Origin of the sequence: Arthrobacter sp. zg-Y20 (assembly GCF_030142075.1) — a bacterium.
GTDB lineage: Bacteria > Actinomycetota > Actinomycetes > Actinomycetales > Micrococcaceae > Arthrobacter_B.
Window position 1 is genome coordinate 112,369 of the sequence record NZ_CP126241.1, and the last position, 18,405, is coordinate 130,773.

18 protein-coding genes are annotated in these 18,405 nt (G+C 65.9%); 14 read left to right on the plus strand and 4 right to left on the minus strand.

Annotated elements, in window-relative coordinates:
• The first annotated feature begins 17 nt into the window (after positions 1-17).
• The 10 genes from panC to dhaM all read left to right on the plus strand — a co-directional run bounded on the left by panC (position 18) and on the right by dhaM (position 9,340).
• The gene (gene panC / locus QNO06_RS00555) at positions 18-911 is read left to right on the plus strand and encodes a pantoate--beta-alanine ligase (protein ID WP_227912530.1); all 894 of its coding nucleotides are present in this window, start codon (positions 18-20) and stop codon (positions 909-911) included.
• A gap of 174 nt (positions 912-1,085) precedes the next feature.
• Complete coding sequence (lysS, locus tag QNO06_RS00560; protein ID WP_227912932.1) at positions 1,086-2,540, plus strand: lysine--tRNA ligase; 1,455 nt, start codon at positions 1,086-1,088, stop codon at positions 2,538-2,540.
• A gap of 2 nt (positions 2,541-2,542) precedes the next feature.
• Entirely contained in the window at positions 2,543-2,722 is a 180-nt protein-coding gene (locus QNO06_RS00565) for a hypothetical protein (RefSeq protein ID WP_227912529.1), read from the plus strand.
• Between the two features lie 94 nt (positions 2,723-2,816).
• Positions 2,817-3,143 carry a histone-like nucleoid-structuring protein Lsr2 gene (locus QNO06_RS00570; protein ID WP_227912528.1) on the plus strand — a complete coding sequence of 109 codons (327 nt, stop codon included), beginning with the start codon at positions 2,817-2,819 and terminating at the stop codon, positions 3,141-3,143.
• 109 nt (positions 3,144-3,252) lie between these two features.
• Positions 3,253-5,760, plus strand: coding sequence for an ATP-dependent Clp protease ATP-binding subunit (locus tag QNO06_RS00575; protein WP_227912527.1), 2,508 nt, complete (start codon positions 3,253-3,255; stop codon positions 5,758-5,760).
• Between the two features lie 172 nt (positions 5,761-5,932).
• Positions 5,933-6,448, plus strand: coding sequence for an amino-acid N-acetyltransferase (locus QNO06_RS00580; protein ID WP_227912526.1), 516 nt, complete (start codon positions 5,933-5,935; stop codon positions 6,446-6,448).
• A gap of 161 nt (positions 6,449-6,609) precedes the next feature.
• Positions 6,610-6,786: a CsbD family protein gene (locus QNO06_RS00585; protein ID WP_227912525.1), complete on the plus strand. Its 177-nt coding sequence runs from the start codon at positions 6,610-6,612 to the stop codon at positions 6,784-6,786.
• Between the two features lie 212 nt (positions 6,787-6,998).
• Positions 6,999-8,000 (plus strand): dihydroxyacetone kinase subunit DhaK, encoded by a 1,002-nt coding sequence (gene dhaK / locus QNO06_RS00590; RefSeq protein ID WP_227912524.1) that lies wholly within the window; start codon positions 6,999-7,001, stop codon positions 7,998-8,000.
• Between the two features lie 3 nt (positions 8,001-8,003).
• Positions 8,004-8,645: a dihydroxyacetone kinase subunit DhaL gene (gene dhaL / locus QNO06_RS00595; protein WP_227912523.1), complete on the plus strand. Its 642-nt coding sequence runs from the start codon at positions 8,004-8,006 to the stop codon at positions 8,643-8,645.
• Entirely contained in the window at positions 8,642-9,340 is a 699-nt protein-coding gene (gene dhaM / locus QNO06_RS00600) for a dihydroxyacetone kinase phosphoryl donor subunit DhaM (protein WP_227912522.1), read from the plus strand. The genes dhaL and dhaM overlap by 4 nt, the downstream gene beginning before the upstream one ends.
• Positions 9,341-9,366: 26 nt before the next feature.
• On the opposite strand, the gene QNO06_RS00605 is transcribed toward dhaM, so the two are convergent.
• Complete coding sequence (locus tag QNO06_RS00605; RefSeq protein WP_227912521.1) at positions 9,367-10,311, minus strand: iron-sulfur binding domain-containing protein; 945 nt, start codon at positions 10,309-10,311, stop codon at positions 9,367-9,369.
• A gap of 87 nt (positions 10,312-10,398) precedes the next feature.
• On the opposite strand from QNO06_RS00605, the gene QNO06_RS00610 reads away from it, so the two are divergent.
• Positions 10,399-11,085 carry a hypothetical protein gene (locus QNO06_RS00610; protein WP_227912520.1) on the plus strand — a complete coding sequence of 229 codons (687 nt, stop codon included), beginning with the start codon at positions 10,399-10,401 and terminating at the stop codon, positions 11,083-11,085.
• Between the two features lie 12 nt (positions 11,086-11,097).
• Here QNO06_RS00610 and disA read toward each other — a convergent pair whose 3' ends face one another.
• The 3 genes from disA to QNO06_RS00625 form a co-directional block, all read right to left on the minus strand.
• Positions 11,098-12,174: a DNA integrity scanning diadenylate cyclase DisA gene (disA, locus tag QNO06_RS00615; protein WP_227912519.1), complete on the minus strand. Its 1,077-nt coding sequence runs from the start codon at positions 12,172-12,174 to the stop codon at positions 11,098-11,100.
• A gap of 152 nt (positions 12,175-12,326) precedes the next feature.
• Positions 12,327-13,694, minus strand: coding sequence for a DNA repair protein RadA (gene radA, locus QNO06_RS00620; protein ID WP_227912518.1), 1,368 nt, complete (start codon positions 13,692-13,694; stop codon positions 12,327-12,329).
• Positions 13,695-13,768: 74 nt separating this feature from the next.
• Positions 13,769-14,899 carry an FUSC family protein gene (locus QNO06_RS00625; RefSeq protein ID WP_227912517.1) on the minus strand — a complete coding sequence of 377 codons (1,131 nt, stop codon included), beginning with the start codon at positions 14,897-14,899 and terminating at the stop codon, positions 13,769-13,771.
• A 207-nt stretch (positions 14,900-15,106) separates the two neighbouring features.
• Between QNO06_RS00625 and pstS the strand changes: the two genes are divergently transcribed.
• The 3 genes from pstS (at position 15,107) to pstA (ending at position 18,393) form a co-directional block, all read left to right on the plus strand.
• Positions 15,107-16,234, plus strand: coding sequence for a phosphate ABC transporter substrate-binding protein PstS (gene pstS, locus QNO06_RS00630; RefSeq protein ID WP_284162479.1), 1,128 nt, complete (start codon positions 15,107-15,109; stop codon positions 16,232-16,234).
• 120 nt (positions 16,235-16,354) lie between these two features.
• Complete coding sequence (pstC, locus tag QNO06_RS00635) at positions 16,355-17,284, plus strand: phosphate ABC transporter permease subunit PstC (RefSeq protein WP_227912515.1); 930 nt, start codon at positions 16,355-16,357, stop codon at positions 17,282-17,284.
• On the plus strand, positions 17,284-18,393 hold the full coding sequence (pstA, locus tag QNO06_RS00640; RefSeq protein ID WP_227912514.1) for a phosphate ABC transporter permease PstA: 1,110 nt from the start codon (positions 17,284-17,286) through the stop codon (positions 18,391-18,393). The genes pstC and pstA overlap by 1 nt, the downstream gene beginning before the upstream one ends.
• Positions 18,394-18,405: the final 12 nt, after the last annotated feature.

Here is an 18,405-nt window from a genome sequence, read left to right on the forward strand (position 1 = left end):
AACCCAGAAGGACAGCGTTGAACACCCCCCGCCTTGTCACCACTGCTGCAGAACTGCGCTCCGCCACTGCGGAGCTGCTCACCCGGGCGGCGGCCGCGAATCCCGCCCGTCTGCCCAGCCTCGCCCTGGTGCCCACCATGGGTGCCCTGCACGAAGGCCACGCCTCCCTGATGTCCGCCGCCCGGGCGGACAACGACGTCGTCACCGCCTCGGTCTTCGTCAACCCGCTCCAGTTCGACGACCCCGCCGACCTTGAGCGCTACCCCCGCACCCTCGACGCGGACCTGGAACTGCTGGGCCGGGCCGGGGTGGACCTGGTGTTCGCCCCTTCCGTGGAGGAGGTGTATCCCGACGGGGTGCCGCAGGTGCGGCTCAGCGCCGGCACCATGGGCACCCGCTGGGAGGGAGCATCCCGGCCCGGACACTTCGACGGAGTGCTCACCGTGGTGGCCAAGCTCTTCCACTACGCCGCCCCGCCGGTGCCCGCCCGCTTCCGGGCCTACTTTGGGCAGAAGGACGCCCAGCAGGTTGCCCTGATCCGCCGGATGGTCGCCGACCTGGACTTCCCGGTCGAAATCACCGCGGTGCCCATTGTCCGGGCCGCGGACGGCCTGGCCGAGTCCAGCCGCAACCGGTTCCTGGACGCCGGCCAGCGGCAGGCAGCCCTGGTGCTGTCCAAGGCCCTGACCATGCTGAAGGACCGGGCTGCCGCCGGCGAAGCGCTGGACCTGGCAGCCGCCGTCGACCTGGTCCGCTCCCAGCCCGGCGTGGACCTGGACTATTTCGAAGTAGTGGATCCGCGCACGCTGGAACCGCTCGCCGCGGACGAACCCCTGGCCGGGCCGGCCCTGGCCCTGCTGGCCGCACGGGTGGGCCCGGTCCGGCTGATCGACAATGCCGTCCTGGCCTGAGCAGGGCCCGCGGGCCGTGGTCCTGGAGGAATACCCGGGCATTTCTCCCGTGCTCCGCACGCATCCCGACGGGGTGCCCGGAGTGCGGGAGAGGCAGCGGCGCTTTGCTCTGTAAACTTAATAACCGTGACCACATCTAACTCCGTTCCCGAAGCCGCTGATACCTCCGAGCAGATGCGCATCCGCGCCGAAAAGCGTTCGCGGCTCATTGACCGCGGAGACGAGGCATACCCGGTAGGGGTGGAACGCACGTCCTCACTCAAAGAGGTCCGGGAAAAGTTCGGACACCTGCAGGCTGATGAAGCCAGCGGGGAGACGGTGGGAGTCACCGGCCGCGTTGTGTTTATCCGCAACACCGGCAAGCTCTGCTTTGCAACGCTCCAGGAGGGCAACGGCACCCGGCTGCAGGCCATGCTCAGCCTCGCGGTGGTGGGCGAGGAGTCCCTGGCGGACTGGAAGTCCCTGGTGGATCTGGGCGACATTGTTTTCATCCGCGGCGAAGTTATTTCCTCCCGCCGAGGTGAACTCTCCGTGATGGCCCAGTCCTGGTCCATGGCCTCCAAGGCCTTGCGGCCGCTGCCCGTGCTGCATGCCGGATTGAATGAGGAAACCCGCGTCCGGCAGCGCTACGTGGACCTGATGGTCCGCGATGAGGCGCGGGACATGGTCTACAACCGCGCCGCCATCATCCGCGGGGTCCGCGACACCCTGCACGGCCACGGCTACGTGGAAGTGGAAACCCCCATGCTGCAGCTGGTGCACGGCGGTGCCGCTGCCAGGCCGTTCGAGACGCACCTGAATGCCTTTGACCAGAAAATGACCCTGCGCATCGCCACCGAGCTGTACCTCAAGCGTGCAGTGGTGGGCGGTATCGAGCGCGTCTTCGAAATCGGGCGCATATTCCGCAACGAGGGCGTGGACTCCACCCATTCCCCGGAATTCACAACGCTTGAATGCTACGAGGCCTATGCCGACCAGTACGTGATGGCCGACCGGATGAAGGAAATCATCCTGCACTGCGCCGACCTGATGGGCAGCAGGCAGATCGAGACCGCTGCGGGAACCATCGACCTCGACGGCGAATGGCGCTGGCTGAGCGTCTACCCCGGCCTGTCCGAAGCCGTAGGCACCGAAATCACCCCTGACACCGACGCTGAGCAGCTGCGGGAGATTGCCGATAAGCACGGCGTGAAGGTGGATCCCAAGTGGGATGCGGAAAAGCTTGTCATTGAGCTGTTCGGCGAAATTGTTGAACCGACGCTGCTCCAGCCCACCTTCGTTTATGACTACCCGCCCTCAGCCCAGCCGCTGGCCCGTCCCAACCGGGACGATCCCCGGCTGATTGAAGCTTGGGACCTGATCATCGGGGGCATGGAACGGGGTACGGCGTTCTCGGAGCTGATTGACCCGGTAATCCAGCGGGAGCGCCTCACCGAGCAGTCACGTCTTGCCGCCAACGGCGATGACGAGGCCATGGCATTGGACGAGGACTTCCTGCGGGCACTGGAATACGGCGCTCCTCCCATGGGTGGCATTGGCCTGGGAATTGACCGCCTTGTGATGCTTTTCACGAATACCGGAATCAGGGAAACAATTCTGTTTCCCCTCCTTAAGCCGGAAATGGGTTAGACATGGAATATGTAGAAGTACTCTTGCCGTCAGTTTGTGTTGCAGCTCTCTTTTATTTCGTGATGAAGGCTCTCCTGAACTCGGACCGCGCCGAACGGAAGGCGCTGGCGGAGGCGGAACGTGAAGTTGACCAGAGTGTAGACCAGCAACCTTTGAAGAAAACAGGTGAAGAAGAGAATTAATACCCGAGTGCTTTGACGGGGCTTTGCTAATTGCGCCATACTCTAAGTGGTCTCATATTAAGTCTTCCCGTTTTTAGCTGCTTAGGAGCCTGTCATGGCACAAAAGGTAAAAATCATTCTCGTGGACGACCTCGACGGTGGAAGTGCGGATGAGACCGTTCGGTTCGCCCTCGACGGGTCACAGTACGAGATTGATCTGTCGAAGGACAATGCGAAAAGTCTCCGCGATGCGCTGAAGACCTATGTAGATGCAGGCCGCAAGGTGGGTGGCCGCACCGGCCGTCCGCGCAGCGCCGGCTCCGCCCGCAGCAACGAAGCGGCGCAGATCCGCGAATGGGCCCGCAAGAACGGATACAACGTTTCCGAGCGCGGCCGCGTCAACAGCGAGATCATCGACGCCTACCGCGCCGCCCAGGGCTAGGCCTGCACAGGCGGGTTTCCGCGCAGGTCTCACGCCGACGGCGAACAAGCCCCTATTGCACCCCTCAGGCACGTAGCATCGAATTACGCGTTAGCTAGGAGTGTGCCTCATGTTTGAAAGATTTACCGACCGTGCCCGTCGCGTTGTCGTGCTTGCCCAAGAAGAGGCCCGCATGCTCAACCACAACTACATCGGCACCGAGCATATTTTGCTTGGCCTCATTCATGAGGGCGAAGGTGTTGCAGCTAAGGCCCTTGAATCCCTGGGCATCTCGCTTGGTGCTGTCCGTGAGCAGGTGCAGGAGATCATCGGTCAGGGCCAGCAGGCCCCGACCGGCCACATCCCCTTCACCCCGCGGGCCAAGAAGGTGCTGGAGCTCTCGCTCCGTGAAGCCCTGCAGCTCGGCCACAACTACATCGGTACCGAACACATCCTGCTCGGCCTGATCCGCGAAGGTGAAGGTGTTGCCGCGCAGGTCCTGGTCAAGCTCGGTGCCGACCTGAACCGTGTGCGCCAGCAGGTCATCCAGCTGCTGTCCGGCTACCAGGGCAAGGAGCCCGTCTCCACCGGCGGCCAGCAGCAGGAAGGCCAGCCCGCCGGATCCGTGGTGCTGGACCAGTTCGGCCGCAACCTCACACAGGCGGCGCGCGAAGCCAAGCTCGACCCGGTTATCGGGCGCGAGCACGAAATGGAACGCGTGATGCAGGTGCTCTCGCGCCGGACCAAGAACAACCCGGTCCTGATCGGTGAGCCCGGCGTCGGCAAGACCGCCGTCGTTGAAGGGCTCGCCCAGGCGATCGTGCGCGGCGACGTGCCCGAGACCCTGAAGGACAAGCAGCTTTACACCCTGGACCTGGGTTCCCTCGTTGCCGGCTCGCGTTACCGCGGCGACTTCGAGGAACGTCTGAAGAAGGTCCTCAAGGAAATCCGCACCCGCGGCGACATCATCCTGTTCATCGACGAAATCCACACCCTTGTAGGTGCCGGTGCCGCCGAGGGCGCAATCGATGCCGCTTCCATCCTGAAGCCAATGCTGGCCCGCGGCGAGCTGCAGACCATCGGTGCGACCACGCTGGACGAATACCGCAAGCACATCGAAAAGGATGCAGCCCTCGAGCGCCGCTTCCAGCCGATCCAGGTTGCCGAGCCCTCGGTGGCACACGCCATCGAGATCCTCAAGGGCCTGCGTGACCGCTACGAAGCGCACCACCGGGTATCCATCACCGACGCTGCGCTGGCCTCGGCCGCAACCCTGGCGGAACGGTACATCAGTGACCGCTTCCTCCCGGACAAGGCGATCGACCTGATCGATGAAGCCGGTGCCCGCCTGCGCATCCGCCGGATGACTGCGCCGCCGGAGCTGAAGGAAATCGATGAGCGGATCTCCGCCCTGAAGATGGAGAAGGAGTCGGCAATCGACTCCCAGGACTTCGAAGGTGCCGCCTCGCTGCGCGACAAGGAGCAGAAGCTCCAGGACCAGCGCGCCGAGAAGGAACGCCAGTGGAAGTCCGGCGGCCTGGATGACATTGCCGAGGTGGATGAAGAACTCATTGCCGAGGTGCTTGCCAACTCCACCGGCATCCCCGTCGTCAAGCTGAACGAGGAAGAGTCCACCCGACTGCTGCGGATGGAAGACGAACTGCACAAGCGCGTCATCGGCCAGGACCAGGCCATCAAGTCCATCTCGCAGGCCATGCGCCGCACGCGGGCCGGGCTGAAGGACCCCAAGCGTCCGGGCGGCTCGTTCATCTTCGCCGGCCCCACCGGCGTCGGCAAGACCGAGCTGGCCAAGGCACTCGCGGAGTTCCTGTTCGGAGACGAAGACGCCCTGATCACCCTGGATATGTCCGAGTACGCGGAGAAGCACACTGTGTCCCGCCTGTTCGGTGCCCCTCCGGGATATGTGGGCTACGAAGAGGGTGGCCAGCTGACCGAAAAGGTCCGCCGCAAGCCCTTCTCCGTGGTGCTGTTCGACGAAGTTGAAAAGGCCCACTCGGACCTGTTCAACTCGCTGCTGCAGATCCTCGAAGACGGCCGCCTGACGGATGCACAGGGCCGGATGGTGGACTTCAAGAACACCATCATCATCATGACGACCAACCTTGGCACCAAGGACATTTCCAAGGGCGTCATGACCGGCTTCCAGTCCGGCACGGACACCAAGACCGGTTACGACCGGATGCGGGCCCGGGTCACGGAAGAGCTGCGCCAGCACTTCCGCCCCGAGTTCCTCAACCGTGTGGATGACACCGTGGTGTTCCCGCAGCTGACCCAGGACGAGATTGTCCAGATTGTGGACCTCTTCCTGGACCGCCTGGGCAAGCGCCTGGCCGAGAAGGGCATGAGCATCGAGCTCACCCCGGCGGCCAAGGTGCTGTTGGCCACCCGCGGCTACGATCCCGCCATGGGTGCCCGTCCGTTGCGCCGGACCATCCAGCGCGAAATCGAGGACCAGCTGTCCGAGAAGATCCTCTTCGGGGAGATCAAGCCCGGCGAGCTGATTTCGGTGGACGTCGAGGGTGAAGGTGACGAAGCACAGTTCACCTTTGTTGGCCACGGCGTGCCGAAGGCCATCGAGGAAGCTAATCCTGCCATCGAGGCCGGCGTCGGGGAGTAACCCCTAAGCCCGCCCTGCAGGCGCAAGGTTCCACCAAAGGGAGCCCCGGAGCAATCCGGGGCTCCCTTTGTGTTCCCGGCAGGCTCCCGACCCGGAACCCGGTCCACCGCCGCGAGTCCGCCTGTTACGGCCGCGCGGCGGCAGGCTCGGTTGGAAGTCCTAGACTGGTCCGATGATGTCCGCTTCGCAAATCACCGTCCGCCGTGCCCGAACCGCAGATGTCCATGACATCCGACGGCTCGTGGCGCCGCTGGCCCGCGAGCGGGTCCTGATTGCGAAGGAAGCGGTTGCCTACTACGAAGGGCTGCAGGAATTCCGGATCGCGGAGGACGGCGACGGCAACGTCATCGGCTGCGGAGCGTTGCACGTGATGTGGGAAGACCTTGCCGAGGTGCGCACACTGGCGACCGATCCCGCGGCCCGCGGACAAGGGGTGGGGCATGCCCTGCTGGAGACCTTGCTGGGGGATGCCCTGGATATTGGAGTGGCGCGCGTCTTCTGCCTGACCTTCGAGGTGGAGTTCTTCGAGCGGCACGGTTTCAAGGTCATGGAGAACCAGAATGCGGTGGATCCAGTGGTGTACTCCGAGCTGCTGCGCTCCCATGACGAGGGTGTTGCGGAGTTCCTGGATTTGGCCCGGGTGAAGCCCAACACCCTTGGAAATACGCGGATGATCCGCTGGCTCTAGTGTCCGCTGCCGTAAGTCCCGGCCGGCCTCCGGTGGCGATTGGGCGGCTTACGCGATAGTGTAAGGGTACTTAGCATCATCCGATGCCGACGGAAAGCCAGCCGCACTATGGACCTTCGCGGCAGGTAATTCCGGAAGCCGATCAGAAAGCGAGTTCAGTAATGGGCGCAGATGACAAGATGCAGAATAAGGCTGAGAACCTTGGCGGCAAGGTGAAGGAAGGCGTTGGCAAGGCCACCGGCAACGAGCGCATGGAGGCCGAGGGCCACGGCGACCAGGCCAAGTCCAAGCTCAAGGATGCCGGCGAAAACGTGAAGGACGCCTTCAAGGGCAAGTAGCGTAGCCGGCCCGCTGAAGCGGGCGCCAAGGCATGGAAAGCGGGAGGGGTAACCCCTCCCGCTTTTTGTTGTCCGGATGTTTTTGTTGTCCGGACGCCCGGGCGGGCTGTCCGCGCTGACCCTGTTGCACCGCGCCCGGCGCGGGTAGGGTCGAGACCGGACGTGGGGGTCGTTCTGTGCCGGAGGAAGTTCTACGAAGGAGTTCCAGCGCCATGAAGAAACTGATCAACAACCCCCGATCCGTGGTTGCGGAATCGCTGGAGGGGTTCGGGCAGGCCCACCGGGACCTGGTGGAAGTCCACCTGGATCCCGACTATGTGGTGCGGCGGGACGCGCCGGTGCAGGGCAAGGTGGCCCTGGTCTCGGGCGGCGGCAGCGGCCACGAACCGCTGCACAGCGGATACGTTGGGGCGGGCATGCTCACAGCGGCGGTTCCCGGCGCTGTGTTTACCTCACCCACACCGGACCAGATCCTTCCCGCCATCGTGAAGAGTGACTCGGGTTCGGGTGTGCTGCTCGTGGTCAAGAATTACACCGGGGACATCCTGAACTTCGAAACCGCCGCCGAACTGCCCGGCGTGGAAGGCATCGACGTCCGTACCGTGGTGGTGAACGACGACGTCGCAGTGGAGGACTCCACCTACACCGCCGGACGGCGCGGGGTGGCCGGCACCGTGCTGCTGGAGCGGATAGCCGGCGGGTCGGCGGACCGCGGGGATGATTTGGCGAAGGTGGCGGAGGTTGCCGAACGGGTCAACGCGAATGTCCGGTCCATGGGTGTGGCCCTTGCCCCGTGCACGGTGCCCCATGCCGGTGAGCCGAGTTTCACCCTCGCCGAGGACGAGATCGAGATGGGGGTGGGCATTCACGGGGAACCGGGCCGGCACCGGGTGCCCATGACCAATGCGGATTCGATTACCGACCAGCTGATGGAACCCGTGCTGAGCGACCTGGGCATCACCGGTTCGGACAAGGTGCTGCTCTTTGTGAACGGGATGGGCGGAACACCCCTGAGTGAGCTCTACATCGTGTACCGCCGCGCCGCCCAGATCCTGGCAGAACGCGGGGTGGACATTCAACGGTCTCTGGTGGGCAACTACATCACCGCCCTGGAAATGGAGGGGGCCTCAGTCACTGTCCTGCGTTTGGATGATGAGCTGACGGAGCTGTGGGACTCGCCGGTCAACACGCCGGCCATGCGGTGGGGAGTGTAGGGGATGGAACTGGACGCAGCATGGGCAGACCGCTGGATGCGTTTGAGCGCGCAGGCCATGACCGAAAACCGTCAGCGCCTGACCACCCTGGACCGGGAAATCGGAGACGCGGACCACGGGGAGAACATGGAACGCGGCTTCACCGCCATTGTGGAGAAGATGGATACCGACGGCACGCCGGACACTCCGGGGGAGGTGTTCAAGACCGCTGCCATGACGCTGATGTCGAAGGTGGGCGGGGCGGCGGGGCCGCTGTACGGAACCGCCTTCCTGCGAGCCTCCACGGCCGCGGGAAGCTCTGCCGCCCTGGGGCCGCAGGAGCTGGTGGCCGTCCTGACTGCCGCCCGCGATGGCATTGTGGCACGCGGGAAGGCGGAAACCGGCGATAAAACGATGATCGATGCCTGGACGCCCGCGGTGGATGCCGCGGCCACGGCGCAAGCGGCCGATGCCACGCCCGTTGGGATCCTGATTGCCGCCGCCAATGCCGCCGAGGCCGGCCTGGCCGGAACCGAGCCGCTGGTTGCCCGCAAGGGCAGGGCCAGCTATCTGGGTGAGCGGAGCGCCGGGCACCTGGATCCGGGGGCGGCATCCACGGCCCTGATCCTGCAGGCGGCCGTGCAAGCGGCGGAGGCCGCGGCATGAGCGTAGGGCTGGTGGTTGTTTCGCACAGCCGGAAATTGGCCGAAGGAGTGTGCGAATTGGCAGCGCAAATGGCGGCGGACGTGCATCTTGCGGCCGCAGGCGGTACCGACGACGACGGCATCGGCACCAGCCTGGAGAAAATCCAGGCCGGCATCGCCTCGGCCGACACCGGCGACGGGGTGCTCCTGCTGACGGACCTCGGTTCGGCAGTGATGACCGCGGAGATGGCGTTGGAGTTCCTCGACCCGGATCAGCAGCAGCGGGTGCGGATGGCCGACGCCGCGTTGGTGGAAGGTACCGTGGCCGCCGCCGTCGCCGCGCAGACCGGAAAGCGATTGCCCGAGGTGCTGGCTGCCGCCGAAGCAGCTGTGCAGCCTGCGGCACCCGGCACTGACACCGGGCAAGCGGCCGGGACTGACGCCGGGACCGAGGCGGGGGATGAAGCCAGCGGTTCGTGGACGCTGGTGAACCCGATGGGCCTGCATGCGCGCCCGGCCGCTGCGGTGGCGCAGCTGCTGGCGGATCTCGATGCGGAAATTACCATCAACGGCGTGGACGGAAAATCCGTCATGATGCTGATGACCCTCGGGCTGAAACCGGGTGAAACGCTCAGTGCCACCGCAACGGGACCGGACGCTGACCGGGCCATTGAGCTGCTCGGTGCAGAGGTCCGCAACGGTTTCGGAGAAATGTAGCGCGGGGCCGGCCGCCGCAGCCGGCATTACAGCGGAAGCGACACTCCGTGGTGATCTTCGGCGGCGAGCCGGTCCTTGATCAACCCGGCCAAGGCACGTTCCAGCTGCTCCTGGGGCGCCTGCAGCCGGTGCAGGGCCTGCAGCGGAGACAGTTCCGCTGCCGCCCGCGGCTCCGTTGCCAGGTCAACGGGAGCGTGCAGCAGCAGTTCCCGGCGTACCGGTTCCGTCGCGTGCCGCAGCACGGCCATCATGGCGCCGCGTACCTGCCGGTCCGTTCCCGCCCAGGCCTGGCCTTTGGCCGTATAGTGCGGTTCGGGACGGCCGGCGGCCACCCATGCGCAGCGGTCCAGGACCGGACATTCGGCGCACCGCGGGCTGCGGGCGGTGCAGATCAGCGCGCCCAGTTCCATCACCGCCGCGTTCCAGGCTACTGATTCGACGCGGTCGGCGGGCAGGAGGGAACGGGCCAGCCGCATTTCCGCAGCAGTGAGGGAAGGCGAGGGCAGGGCGTCGCCGGTCACGGCGCGGGCATGCACCCGTCGGATATTGGTGTCCACCACGCACTCGCGCCTGCCGAAGGCGAAAGCCGCCACCGCCGCCGCGGTGTAGTCCCCGACGCCGGGGAGGGCCAACAGTGCGGCGTGAGTGGAGGGAACCTCGCCGGCGGAATCCGCGGTAATGGCGGTGGCGGCGGCATGCAGCCGCAGCGCGCGGCGCGGATAGCCGAGCCGGCCCCACGCCCGCACGGCCTCACCGCTGGGCTCGGCGGCCAGAGCTGCGGGGGTGGGCCAGCGCCGCATCCATTCCTCCCAGACGGGCAGGACACGGACCACAGGTGTCTGCTGGAGCATGATTTCGCTGACCAATACGCCCCAAGGGCTGCATTCGGGATCCCGCCACGGCAGCGTGCGGGCATTGGCCGCGAACCACTCAGTAATACTGCGGTGCAGCGTTTCTGCCTGCGGATCCATCCGGCGCTCCCTTGTTATGACCAGCAATACTCTACTGATCGGCGTGGTGTGCCCAGTAATCGCACCCCTAATACCTAGCCTTGAAGCATGGACGGGAAAGGAACTGAGCAGCTGCAGCGCCCGGGTGCGCCCAGGCGGCCAAACCCGGCGGTCTACCGCCGGCGCAGGCTGGTGGCCGGCGTTCTTGCCGTGCTGGTCCTGGTCGGACTGATCCTCGCCGTGACCTCGGTGGTCAGGGCCCTGTCCCCGGATGAACAGTCCGTCCCTGCAACCGTTCCCGGACCAACCCAGAGTCCGGCAGGCAGCGTACCCGCCGGAACACCCGTTGCCGCGGCGCCCGCCCCGGCAACGCCCTCTGCCACCCCGACGGCCGCGAAGCCGGCGGGGTCCGCCTGCCCGGCCGACAAGGTGAAGGTGAGCGCCTCCACCGACGCGGTGGTCTATCCGGCCGGCTCCAGCCCGTTGCTGACCATGACCGTGACCAACACCAGTGACACGGCGTGCGAGATCAACGTCGGCACCACGCAGATGGAGTTCATCGTTGCCAGCGGATCCGACCGGATCTTCTCGTCAATGGACTGCCAGGACGGGGCCCAGGACTACGTCAAGAAGGTGGAGCCGGGCGCTTCGGAGACGGCCAACTTCCCGTGGGAGCGCAACCGGTCCGCACCGGGCTGTGCCGCCGTGGCCTCCAACCCCAACCCGGGGTACTACATCTTCACCGCCCGGCTGGGGCAGACCAGCAGCGAAAACGCCGTTTTCCAGCTGGAGTAGCCCGGCGGCCGGCTACATGAACCGGTCCAGCAGGCTGGTCTCGGCGATCCGGGACAGTCCCTCGCGTACGGTGCGCGCCCGCTGCTCACCGATGCCGTCGACGGTCATCAGGTCATCAATGTTGGCGGCCATCAGGTTCTGGAGACCGCCGAAGTGGTCCACAAGGCGGTTGGACACTGCCGGCGGCACGGATTTGATGTTGCTCAGCAGGCGGTAACCGCGCGGCTGAACCACTGCTTCCAGAGAGTCCTGGCCGGGATGGAAACCAACCACCGAGGCGATCTTGCCCAGATCAACCATTTCCGAGGAACTCATGTTCTGCAGAGTGGCGATCTGCTCCTCGATGTTCCGCTGGCCGTTGTTGAGGTCGGCATAGTCCCGCAGGATCATTTCGCTGCCGGGGCCGAGCCCGGTGGTCAGTTCCTCGAGCTGGAGGGAGAGCAACCGGCCATCCAGGCCGAGTTCCAGGACGTACTGGGAAATTTCCTCGGAGATCCGGCGGACCATTTCCTGGCGCTGGAGCGTAACCGCGACGTCGCGGACGGTGACCATGGCTTCGATTTCCAGTGCGGAGAGGGAATTGGTGACCTGGTCCAGCCTTGCCCGGTAGCGTTCCAGGGTGGCCAGCGCCTGGTTGGCACGAGCCAGGACCGGTTCCGAACCCTCCAGGACGTGCCGGAGCCCGCCCACATATAGCTGGATGATCTGCATTGACTGGCTGACCGAAATCACGGGGAATCCGGTCTGGATGGCCACCCGTTCGGCGGTCCGGTGCCTGGTGCCGGACTCATGCGTTTCGATGGTGTGGTCCGGGACCAGCTGCACTGCCGCCCGGAGGATGTTCTTGGCATCGCGGTCGCATACAATCGCGCCGTCCATCTTGGCGAGCTCACGAAGCCGGGTGGGGGAGAAGTCAATGCCGATGTCGAAACCGCCGGAGCAGATGGAATCCACGGTCCGGTCAAAGCCGAGCACAATCAGGGCGCCGGTGCGTCCGCGCAGGATGCGTTCCAGCCCGTCGCGCAGTTCGGTTCCGGGTGCAACCCGCGCCAGTGTTGCTTTCAGCGCGTCTTCCGGGCTGCGGGCCATGGTCACTTCCTTCCGGCCCGGGGGCCCTGGACGATCCTGGGCAAGGCTTGCCCGTCCCTATACTAGTGCGAGTTGGCAAGGGTCAGCCGCACCGGCACCGCCACCGGCAGGTCCGGTCACGTCCGGTCGCTTCAGTCAGGTCCGGCCAGGGGCTAGAACAGCAACTCCAGTGCCTCGGCCAGGGTGGAGACCTCGCGGACCTTGAACCCGGCGGGCACGTTTCCCGGTCCGTTGGGGGAAGCGGGAACCACGGCGTGCGTAAAACCAAGGCGCTCAGCCTCGTTGATGCGGCGTCCGATGCCCGGGACGGGGCGGACCTCGCCGGCCAGGCCGACCTCGCCGAAGGCTATGAGCTGCGCCGGCAGCGGTTTGTTCATTTTTGCCGAGGCAACGGCCAGGGCCACTGCGAGGTCCGTGGCGGGCTCGCCCAGTTTCACGCCGCCCACGGTGGACACGTAACTGTCATCCTTGGCCAGGCTCATGGAAGCCCGCTGCTGCAGGACGGCCAGGAGCATGGCCACCCGGGAGGCGTCCACGCCGCTGGTGGCACGCCGGGCCTGGGCGTTCCCGGTTTCAGCCACGAGGGACTGCACCTCGGCGACCAGAGGCCGCTTGCCCTCGAGGGTAACGGTGATGCAGGTGCCGGACACGGGGTCCTTGGTGCGCGATACGAACAGGCCGCTGGGATCGGCCAGCCCCTCGATGCCGTCTTCGGTCAGGTCGAAGCAGCCGACCTCGTCGGTGGGTCCGTACCGGTTCTTGACCGCCCGCAGCAGGCGGAGCCGGGAGTGCCGGTCACCGTCGAACTGGCATACAACGTCCACGAGGTGTTCCAGCAGCCGCGGGCCGGCAATGGAACCATCCTTGGTGACGTGCCCAACCAGCAGGGTTGTCATGTTGCGGGTCTTGGCGGCATTGATAAGTGACGCGGCAACTTCACGGACCTGGCTGACGCCGCCTGCGCTGCCGTCCACCGCGGTGCTGCTCAGGGTCTGGACCGAGTCCACGATCAGCAGCCCCGGAGCCACCTGCTCCACCTGCCCCAGCGCCTGGCCCAGGTCTGTTTCGGCACTGAGGTAGAGGTTGTCCGATACCGCACCGATGCGCTCGGCGCGCAGCTTCACCTGCGCCGTGGATTCCTCGCCCGTCACGTACAGGACGTCGCGGCCGGCGCCTGCCACGCGCGAGGCCACATCCAGGAGCAGTGTGGACTTGCCCACCCCCGGCTCGCCGGCCAGGAGGATGACGGCGCCGGGCACCAGGCCGCCGCCCAGCACCCGGTCCAGTTCGCCCACACCGGTGGCCTGGTAGGCGGCGGTGGTGGCATCCACCTCGCCGATCCGCTGCGCCGGACGGGCCACCACGGTGGCGGCTGTGGTGCGGGCCAGGACCTCGCCGGATTCCTCCACCGTTCCCCACGCCTGGCACTCGCCGCAGCGTCCCACCCATTTGGCCGTGGTCCAGCCGCATTCCGAGCAGCGGAAATTGGCGGTCTTCGGCCGTGCAGTCTTTGTTGCCATGACCTCAGGCTATCCCGGGGCACTGACAGTCCTGCCTGCGGGCAGAAGCGGGCATGGCCGGCCACCAGCGCGGGTCAGACCTCGGAAAGGTAGCCGACGGCTTCTTCGTGGGTGAGGCCGGTGGACTCGAGCAGGTCCACCACCAACGGCCGGAACAGCATGATCAGCGCATCGCCCTGCAGGTCAGTAATACCCAGGGCCGCGGGATGCAGCCGCGATCCGACGACGGCCAGTTCGTTGCGTGCCTGCCGCAGGTGCCGCAGCCGTGCGTCTCCGCTTTCCCCGCCGCCCAGTGCCCGGGCAAGGATGTCGACGGCGTCGGCCGTGTCGGTCAGGATCTCCGCCACGTTCTCGATCGCGTCGTCGTTGAGCGAGGCATGGTTGATGGCCGACGTCGTGCGGCGGGCGAAGACCCGGCTGTTGCGGACCGCCAGGTCCAGGTAGCCGATGGATCCGCGCAGATCTCCCAGTTCCGCCAAGTACCTCCGGTAAGCCGGCGAAATCCGTGCCACTTCGCGGGCGTCCCGGACGCTGCGGGCCAAGGTGTCCAGCTGCGGCTGGGTGTTGCGGGCCCGGACCAGCGCATGCCAGGCAATGGTGGAATCGCTCTTGGCGATCGCTTCGGAACACTGGCGCAGCACGGCGGAGAGCTCGTTCAGCAGTTCGCGGATATTGGACTTGGGTTCGCGGCGCGGATCCCGCGGCGCCAGCATGGTTACCAGCAGGGCAAACACCCCGCCCACAATGGCATCAACACTGCGGGTGAAAACGCCGCCGTCCGGTGCAGGCAGCAGAACCACCAGCAGGGACTGCAGGCCAAGCTGCGTGGTGAAGATGACGCCCCGGTCCAGGAAGCGCGCCAGCATCACGGATACAAACAGGACCACTGCGGCCTGAATCAGCCCGTTGCCCAGCAGCGTCAGCAGGATTTCCCCCACCGTGATGCCCAAGGTGCAGCCCACCCCGACTTCCAGGACGCGGCGGGTGCGCGGTTCCCGGGAAAAGCCGAGCGAGATCAGGGCGGCTGTGGCCGCGAAGAGCGGGCCCTGGTGGCCCAGGACGTATTCCGCGAAGGCATACGCACCCACGGCGCAGACCGTCATCTGCAGGGCCGGAACCACGGAGTTTCGGCTGCGCTGCAGACCTACCCGGGCCCGGTTCCGCAGGAAACCCCGGCTTTTGGCGAAGGAGCTGCGTTGGGGCATGGATCCAGTCTAGGGGGAGGGACAGGCAAGCTGTATCCGGTGTCACCTCCGACAGGCAATGGGATGTTCCCCGGATGCCCTGACGGCGTTAACTTTCCGTTCACCTTGCTTCGCCACGCTGGGACAGGAACGTGTTCGTGGTTCCAGCAAGTCCATGCGAACAGCTTCCGGCACATCGGTGCCGGACAACCCCTTGAAAGGGACACGATGGTGAAGGTTTCACATCCACGCCGCTATGCCTCCGTACTGAGTATTTCCCTAGCGGCCGTGCTGGGCCTGGCCGCCTGCGGCACGGATACCGCGGCGCCGGCCGCCACACCCTCCGGTGGCACCGAAAGCACCGTTGCCGGCACGCTCTCGGGTGCCGGCGCCACCTCCCAGGATTCAGCCATGCAGGCATGGATTGCCGGTTTCAGTGCCGCCAACCCGCAGGCATCAGTGCAGTACTCCCCGGACGGCTCCGGTGCCGGCCGGGAAGCGCTGCTGGCCGGCGGTGTGCAGTTCGCCGGCACCGACGCGTATCTCGACGATGACGAAGCCGCCGCCGCTGCAGAGGTCTGCGGCCCGGAGGGCGCCATCCACGTGCCCGTCTACATTTCTCCCATCGCGGTGGCCTTCCGGCTGGACGGCGTCAAGGAGTTGAACCTGGACGCGGCCACCATCGCGGGAATCTTCCGCGGCGAAATCACGGTTTGGAACGATCCGGCCATCACGGCCCAGAACCCGGGCGTCGACCTGCCTGCCACCCCCATCACGGCCGTGCACCGGGGCGATGAATCCGGCACCACCAAGAACTTCACCGACTACCTGGCCAAGGCGGCACCGGATGCCTGGCCGGACAAGGCCTCGGGCGAATGGCCCGCAGAGGTGCCGGCAGGTGAAAATGCGTCGGGGACCGGCGGCGTCATTTCCACCGTCACCGCAACCGAAGGCGCCGTGACCTACGCCGATGCCTCCGCCGTCGGGGACCTGGGACTGGTGCACGTCCAAGTGGGCGGGGACTACGTTCCCGTCAGCGCCGAGGCGGCTGCGCTCGCCGTCGAATCCTCCACCGACGTCACCGGGCCGGGGCGGCCGGAAGCGGACATGGCCATGGACCTGGAGCGGGACACCGCGCAGTCCGGTGCCTACCCGGTGGTGCTGGTGAGCTACCACGTCTTCTGCACGGCCTACCCGGACCAGGGCACGGTGGACCTGGTGAAGGCCTTCGGAAACTACGTCATCAGTACCGAAGGCCAGGACGCGGCGGCTGACGCTGCCGGCAGCGCACCCCTGTCCGAGGACCTGCGCGGCCGGGCTCGAGCAGCGCTGGAGACCATCAAGGTCGGTCCCTAGCAACGCAGGCACGCCTGCCTTCCTCCTATGCGGGCGGGGAGGGCAGGCACCCTCCGCTTCCGCGGTGCAGTACTTAAACTGATAGAAGAAGCCCCGCCATCACGTCGAAGGGTTTGAGCAGTGTCGAGCAAGTCAATAACAGGTGAAAGCGGCACCGGCCGTGCAGGAGACAAGGTTTTCTCCGGCGTAACCGTTGCCGCCGGCTGCCTGATCCTTTTTGTGCTCTTCTGCGTGGCCGTGTTCCTGCTGTGGCAGGCCCTGCCGACTTTCGCCGCCGACCCCGCCGAGATCTCCGGCGGCGGGTTCGGCAAATACATCCTGCCGCTGGTCATCGGAACAGTGATTGCCGCCGCCATCGCCCTGCTGATCGCCACCCCCGTGGGGATCGGCGTCGCCCTGTTCATCTCCCACTACGCTCCGCGCCGGCTCGCGCAGGGGCTTGGCTACCTGGTGGACCTGCTCGCCGCGATCCCGTCCGTGGTTTACGGTGCCTGGGGCATGACGGTGCTGGCCCCGGCGCTGGTAGGGCCGTACAACTGGCTGGCGGAGAACGCCGGCTGGATCCCGATATTTGCCGGGCCCGCCAGCCAGACGGGCAAGACCATGCTCACCGCCGGCATAGTGCTATCCGTGATGGTGCTGCCGATCATCACCTCGCTGACCCGCGAGATCTTCCTGCAGACCCCCAAGCTCCACGAAGAGGCAGCGCTGGCCATGGGCGCCACCCGCTGGGAAATGATCCGCATGGCGGTCTTCCCGTTCGCGCGTCCCGGCGTGATCAGTGCGGTGATGCTCGGCCTGGGGCGGGCGCTGGGCGAGACCATGGCAGTGGCCCTGGTGCTCTCCTCCGGCAGCCTGATCGCCAGCCTGATACGGCCCGGCAACCAGACCATCGCCGCCGAAATTGCCCTCAACTTCCCCGAAGCCTACGGGCTCCGGCTTTCGGAGCTGATTGCCGCAGGACTCGTGCTGTTCCTGATCACGCTGGCAGTGAATATGGTTGCCCGCTGGATCATCAGCCGCCACAAAGAATTTTCGGGAGCCAACTGATGATTGATACACCGCCCGTCCTCAACCGTCCCGGATCCATGCTGACCAAAAACCGGCTGCCCCGGTACACGCCCTGGCTGGTCCTCGCTGCGGCGCTGGTGCTGGGAGCGGCACTGTCGGCCCTGATTGGGTTCTCCGTTGCCTCCTTCGCGGTATTTTCCGCCGTGCTGTTTGCCCTGGGCGGCACCGCCGTCACGTGGCTGGTGGAGGGCCGCCGGCACGCCGTGGACAGGCTCGCGACGAACCTGGTCTGCGGCGCGTTCCTGCTGGCCCTGGTGCCGCTGGTCTCGGTGATCTTCACCGTCCTGGTCCGCGGACTGCCCGGCCTCAGCCCGGATTTCCTGCTGACCTCCATGGGCGGGATGACCGGCGCCGTGGACAATGCCTCGGCGGAGAACGGCACAGCGGTGCTCGGCGGCGTCTACCACGGCATTGTGGGCACCTTGCTGATCACTTTCTGGGCCACTGTGATCTCGGTGCCGGTAGGCCTGCTGGCCGCCGTTTACTTGGTGGAATACAGCCGCGGCGGCGCCCTTTCACGGGCCATCACCTTCTTTGTGGACGTGATGACGGGCATTCCCTCAATTGTGGCCGGCCTGTTTGCCGCGGCCTTCTTCGGCCTGGTGTTCGGGCCGGGTACCCGGACCGGCTTTGTAGCCGCCGTCGCCCTGTCCGTGCTGATGATCCCGGTGGTGGTGCGGTCCACCGAGGAAATGCTGAAGATTGTGCCCAATGAACTGCGGGAAGCCTCCTACGCCTTGGGAGTACGCAAGTGGCGGACCATCCTGAAGGTGGTTGTCCCCACCGCCATCTCCGGCATTGCCTCCGGCGTTACCCTGGCCATTGCCCGCGTCATCGGCGAAACAGCGCCGCTGCTGGTGACGGCAGGATTTGTGAACACGATCAACTTCAACGCGTTTGCGGGCTGGATGAGCACACTGCCCACCTACATCTACCGGCAGCTGATGAGCCCCACCTCGCCGACAAATACGGATCCCAGTACCCAGCGGGCCTGGGCGGCGGCCCTGATCCTGATCGTTATGGTCATGCTGCTGAACCTTGCTGCACGCCTTATCGCACGCATCTTCGCCCCCCGCACCTCCCGCTAGACGCGAAACAAC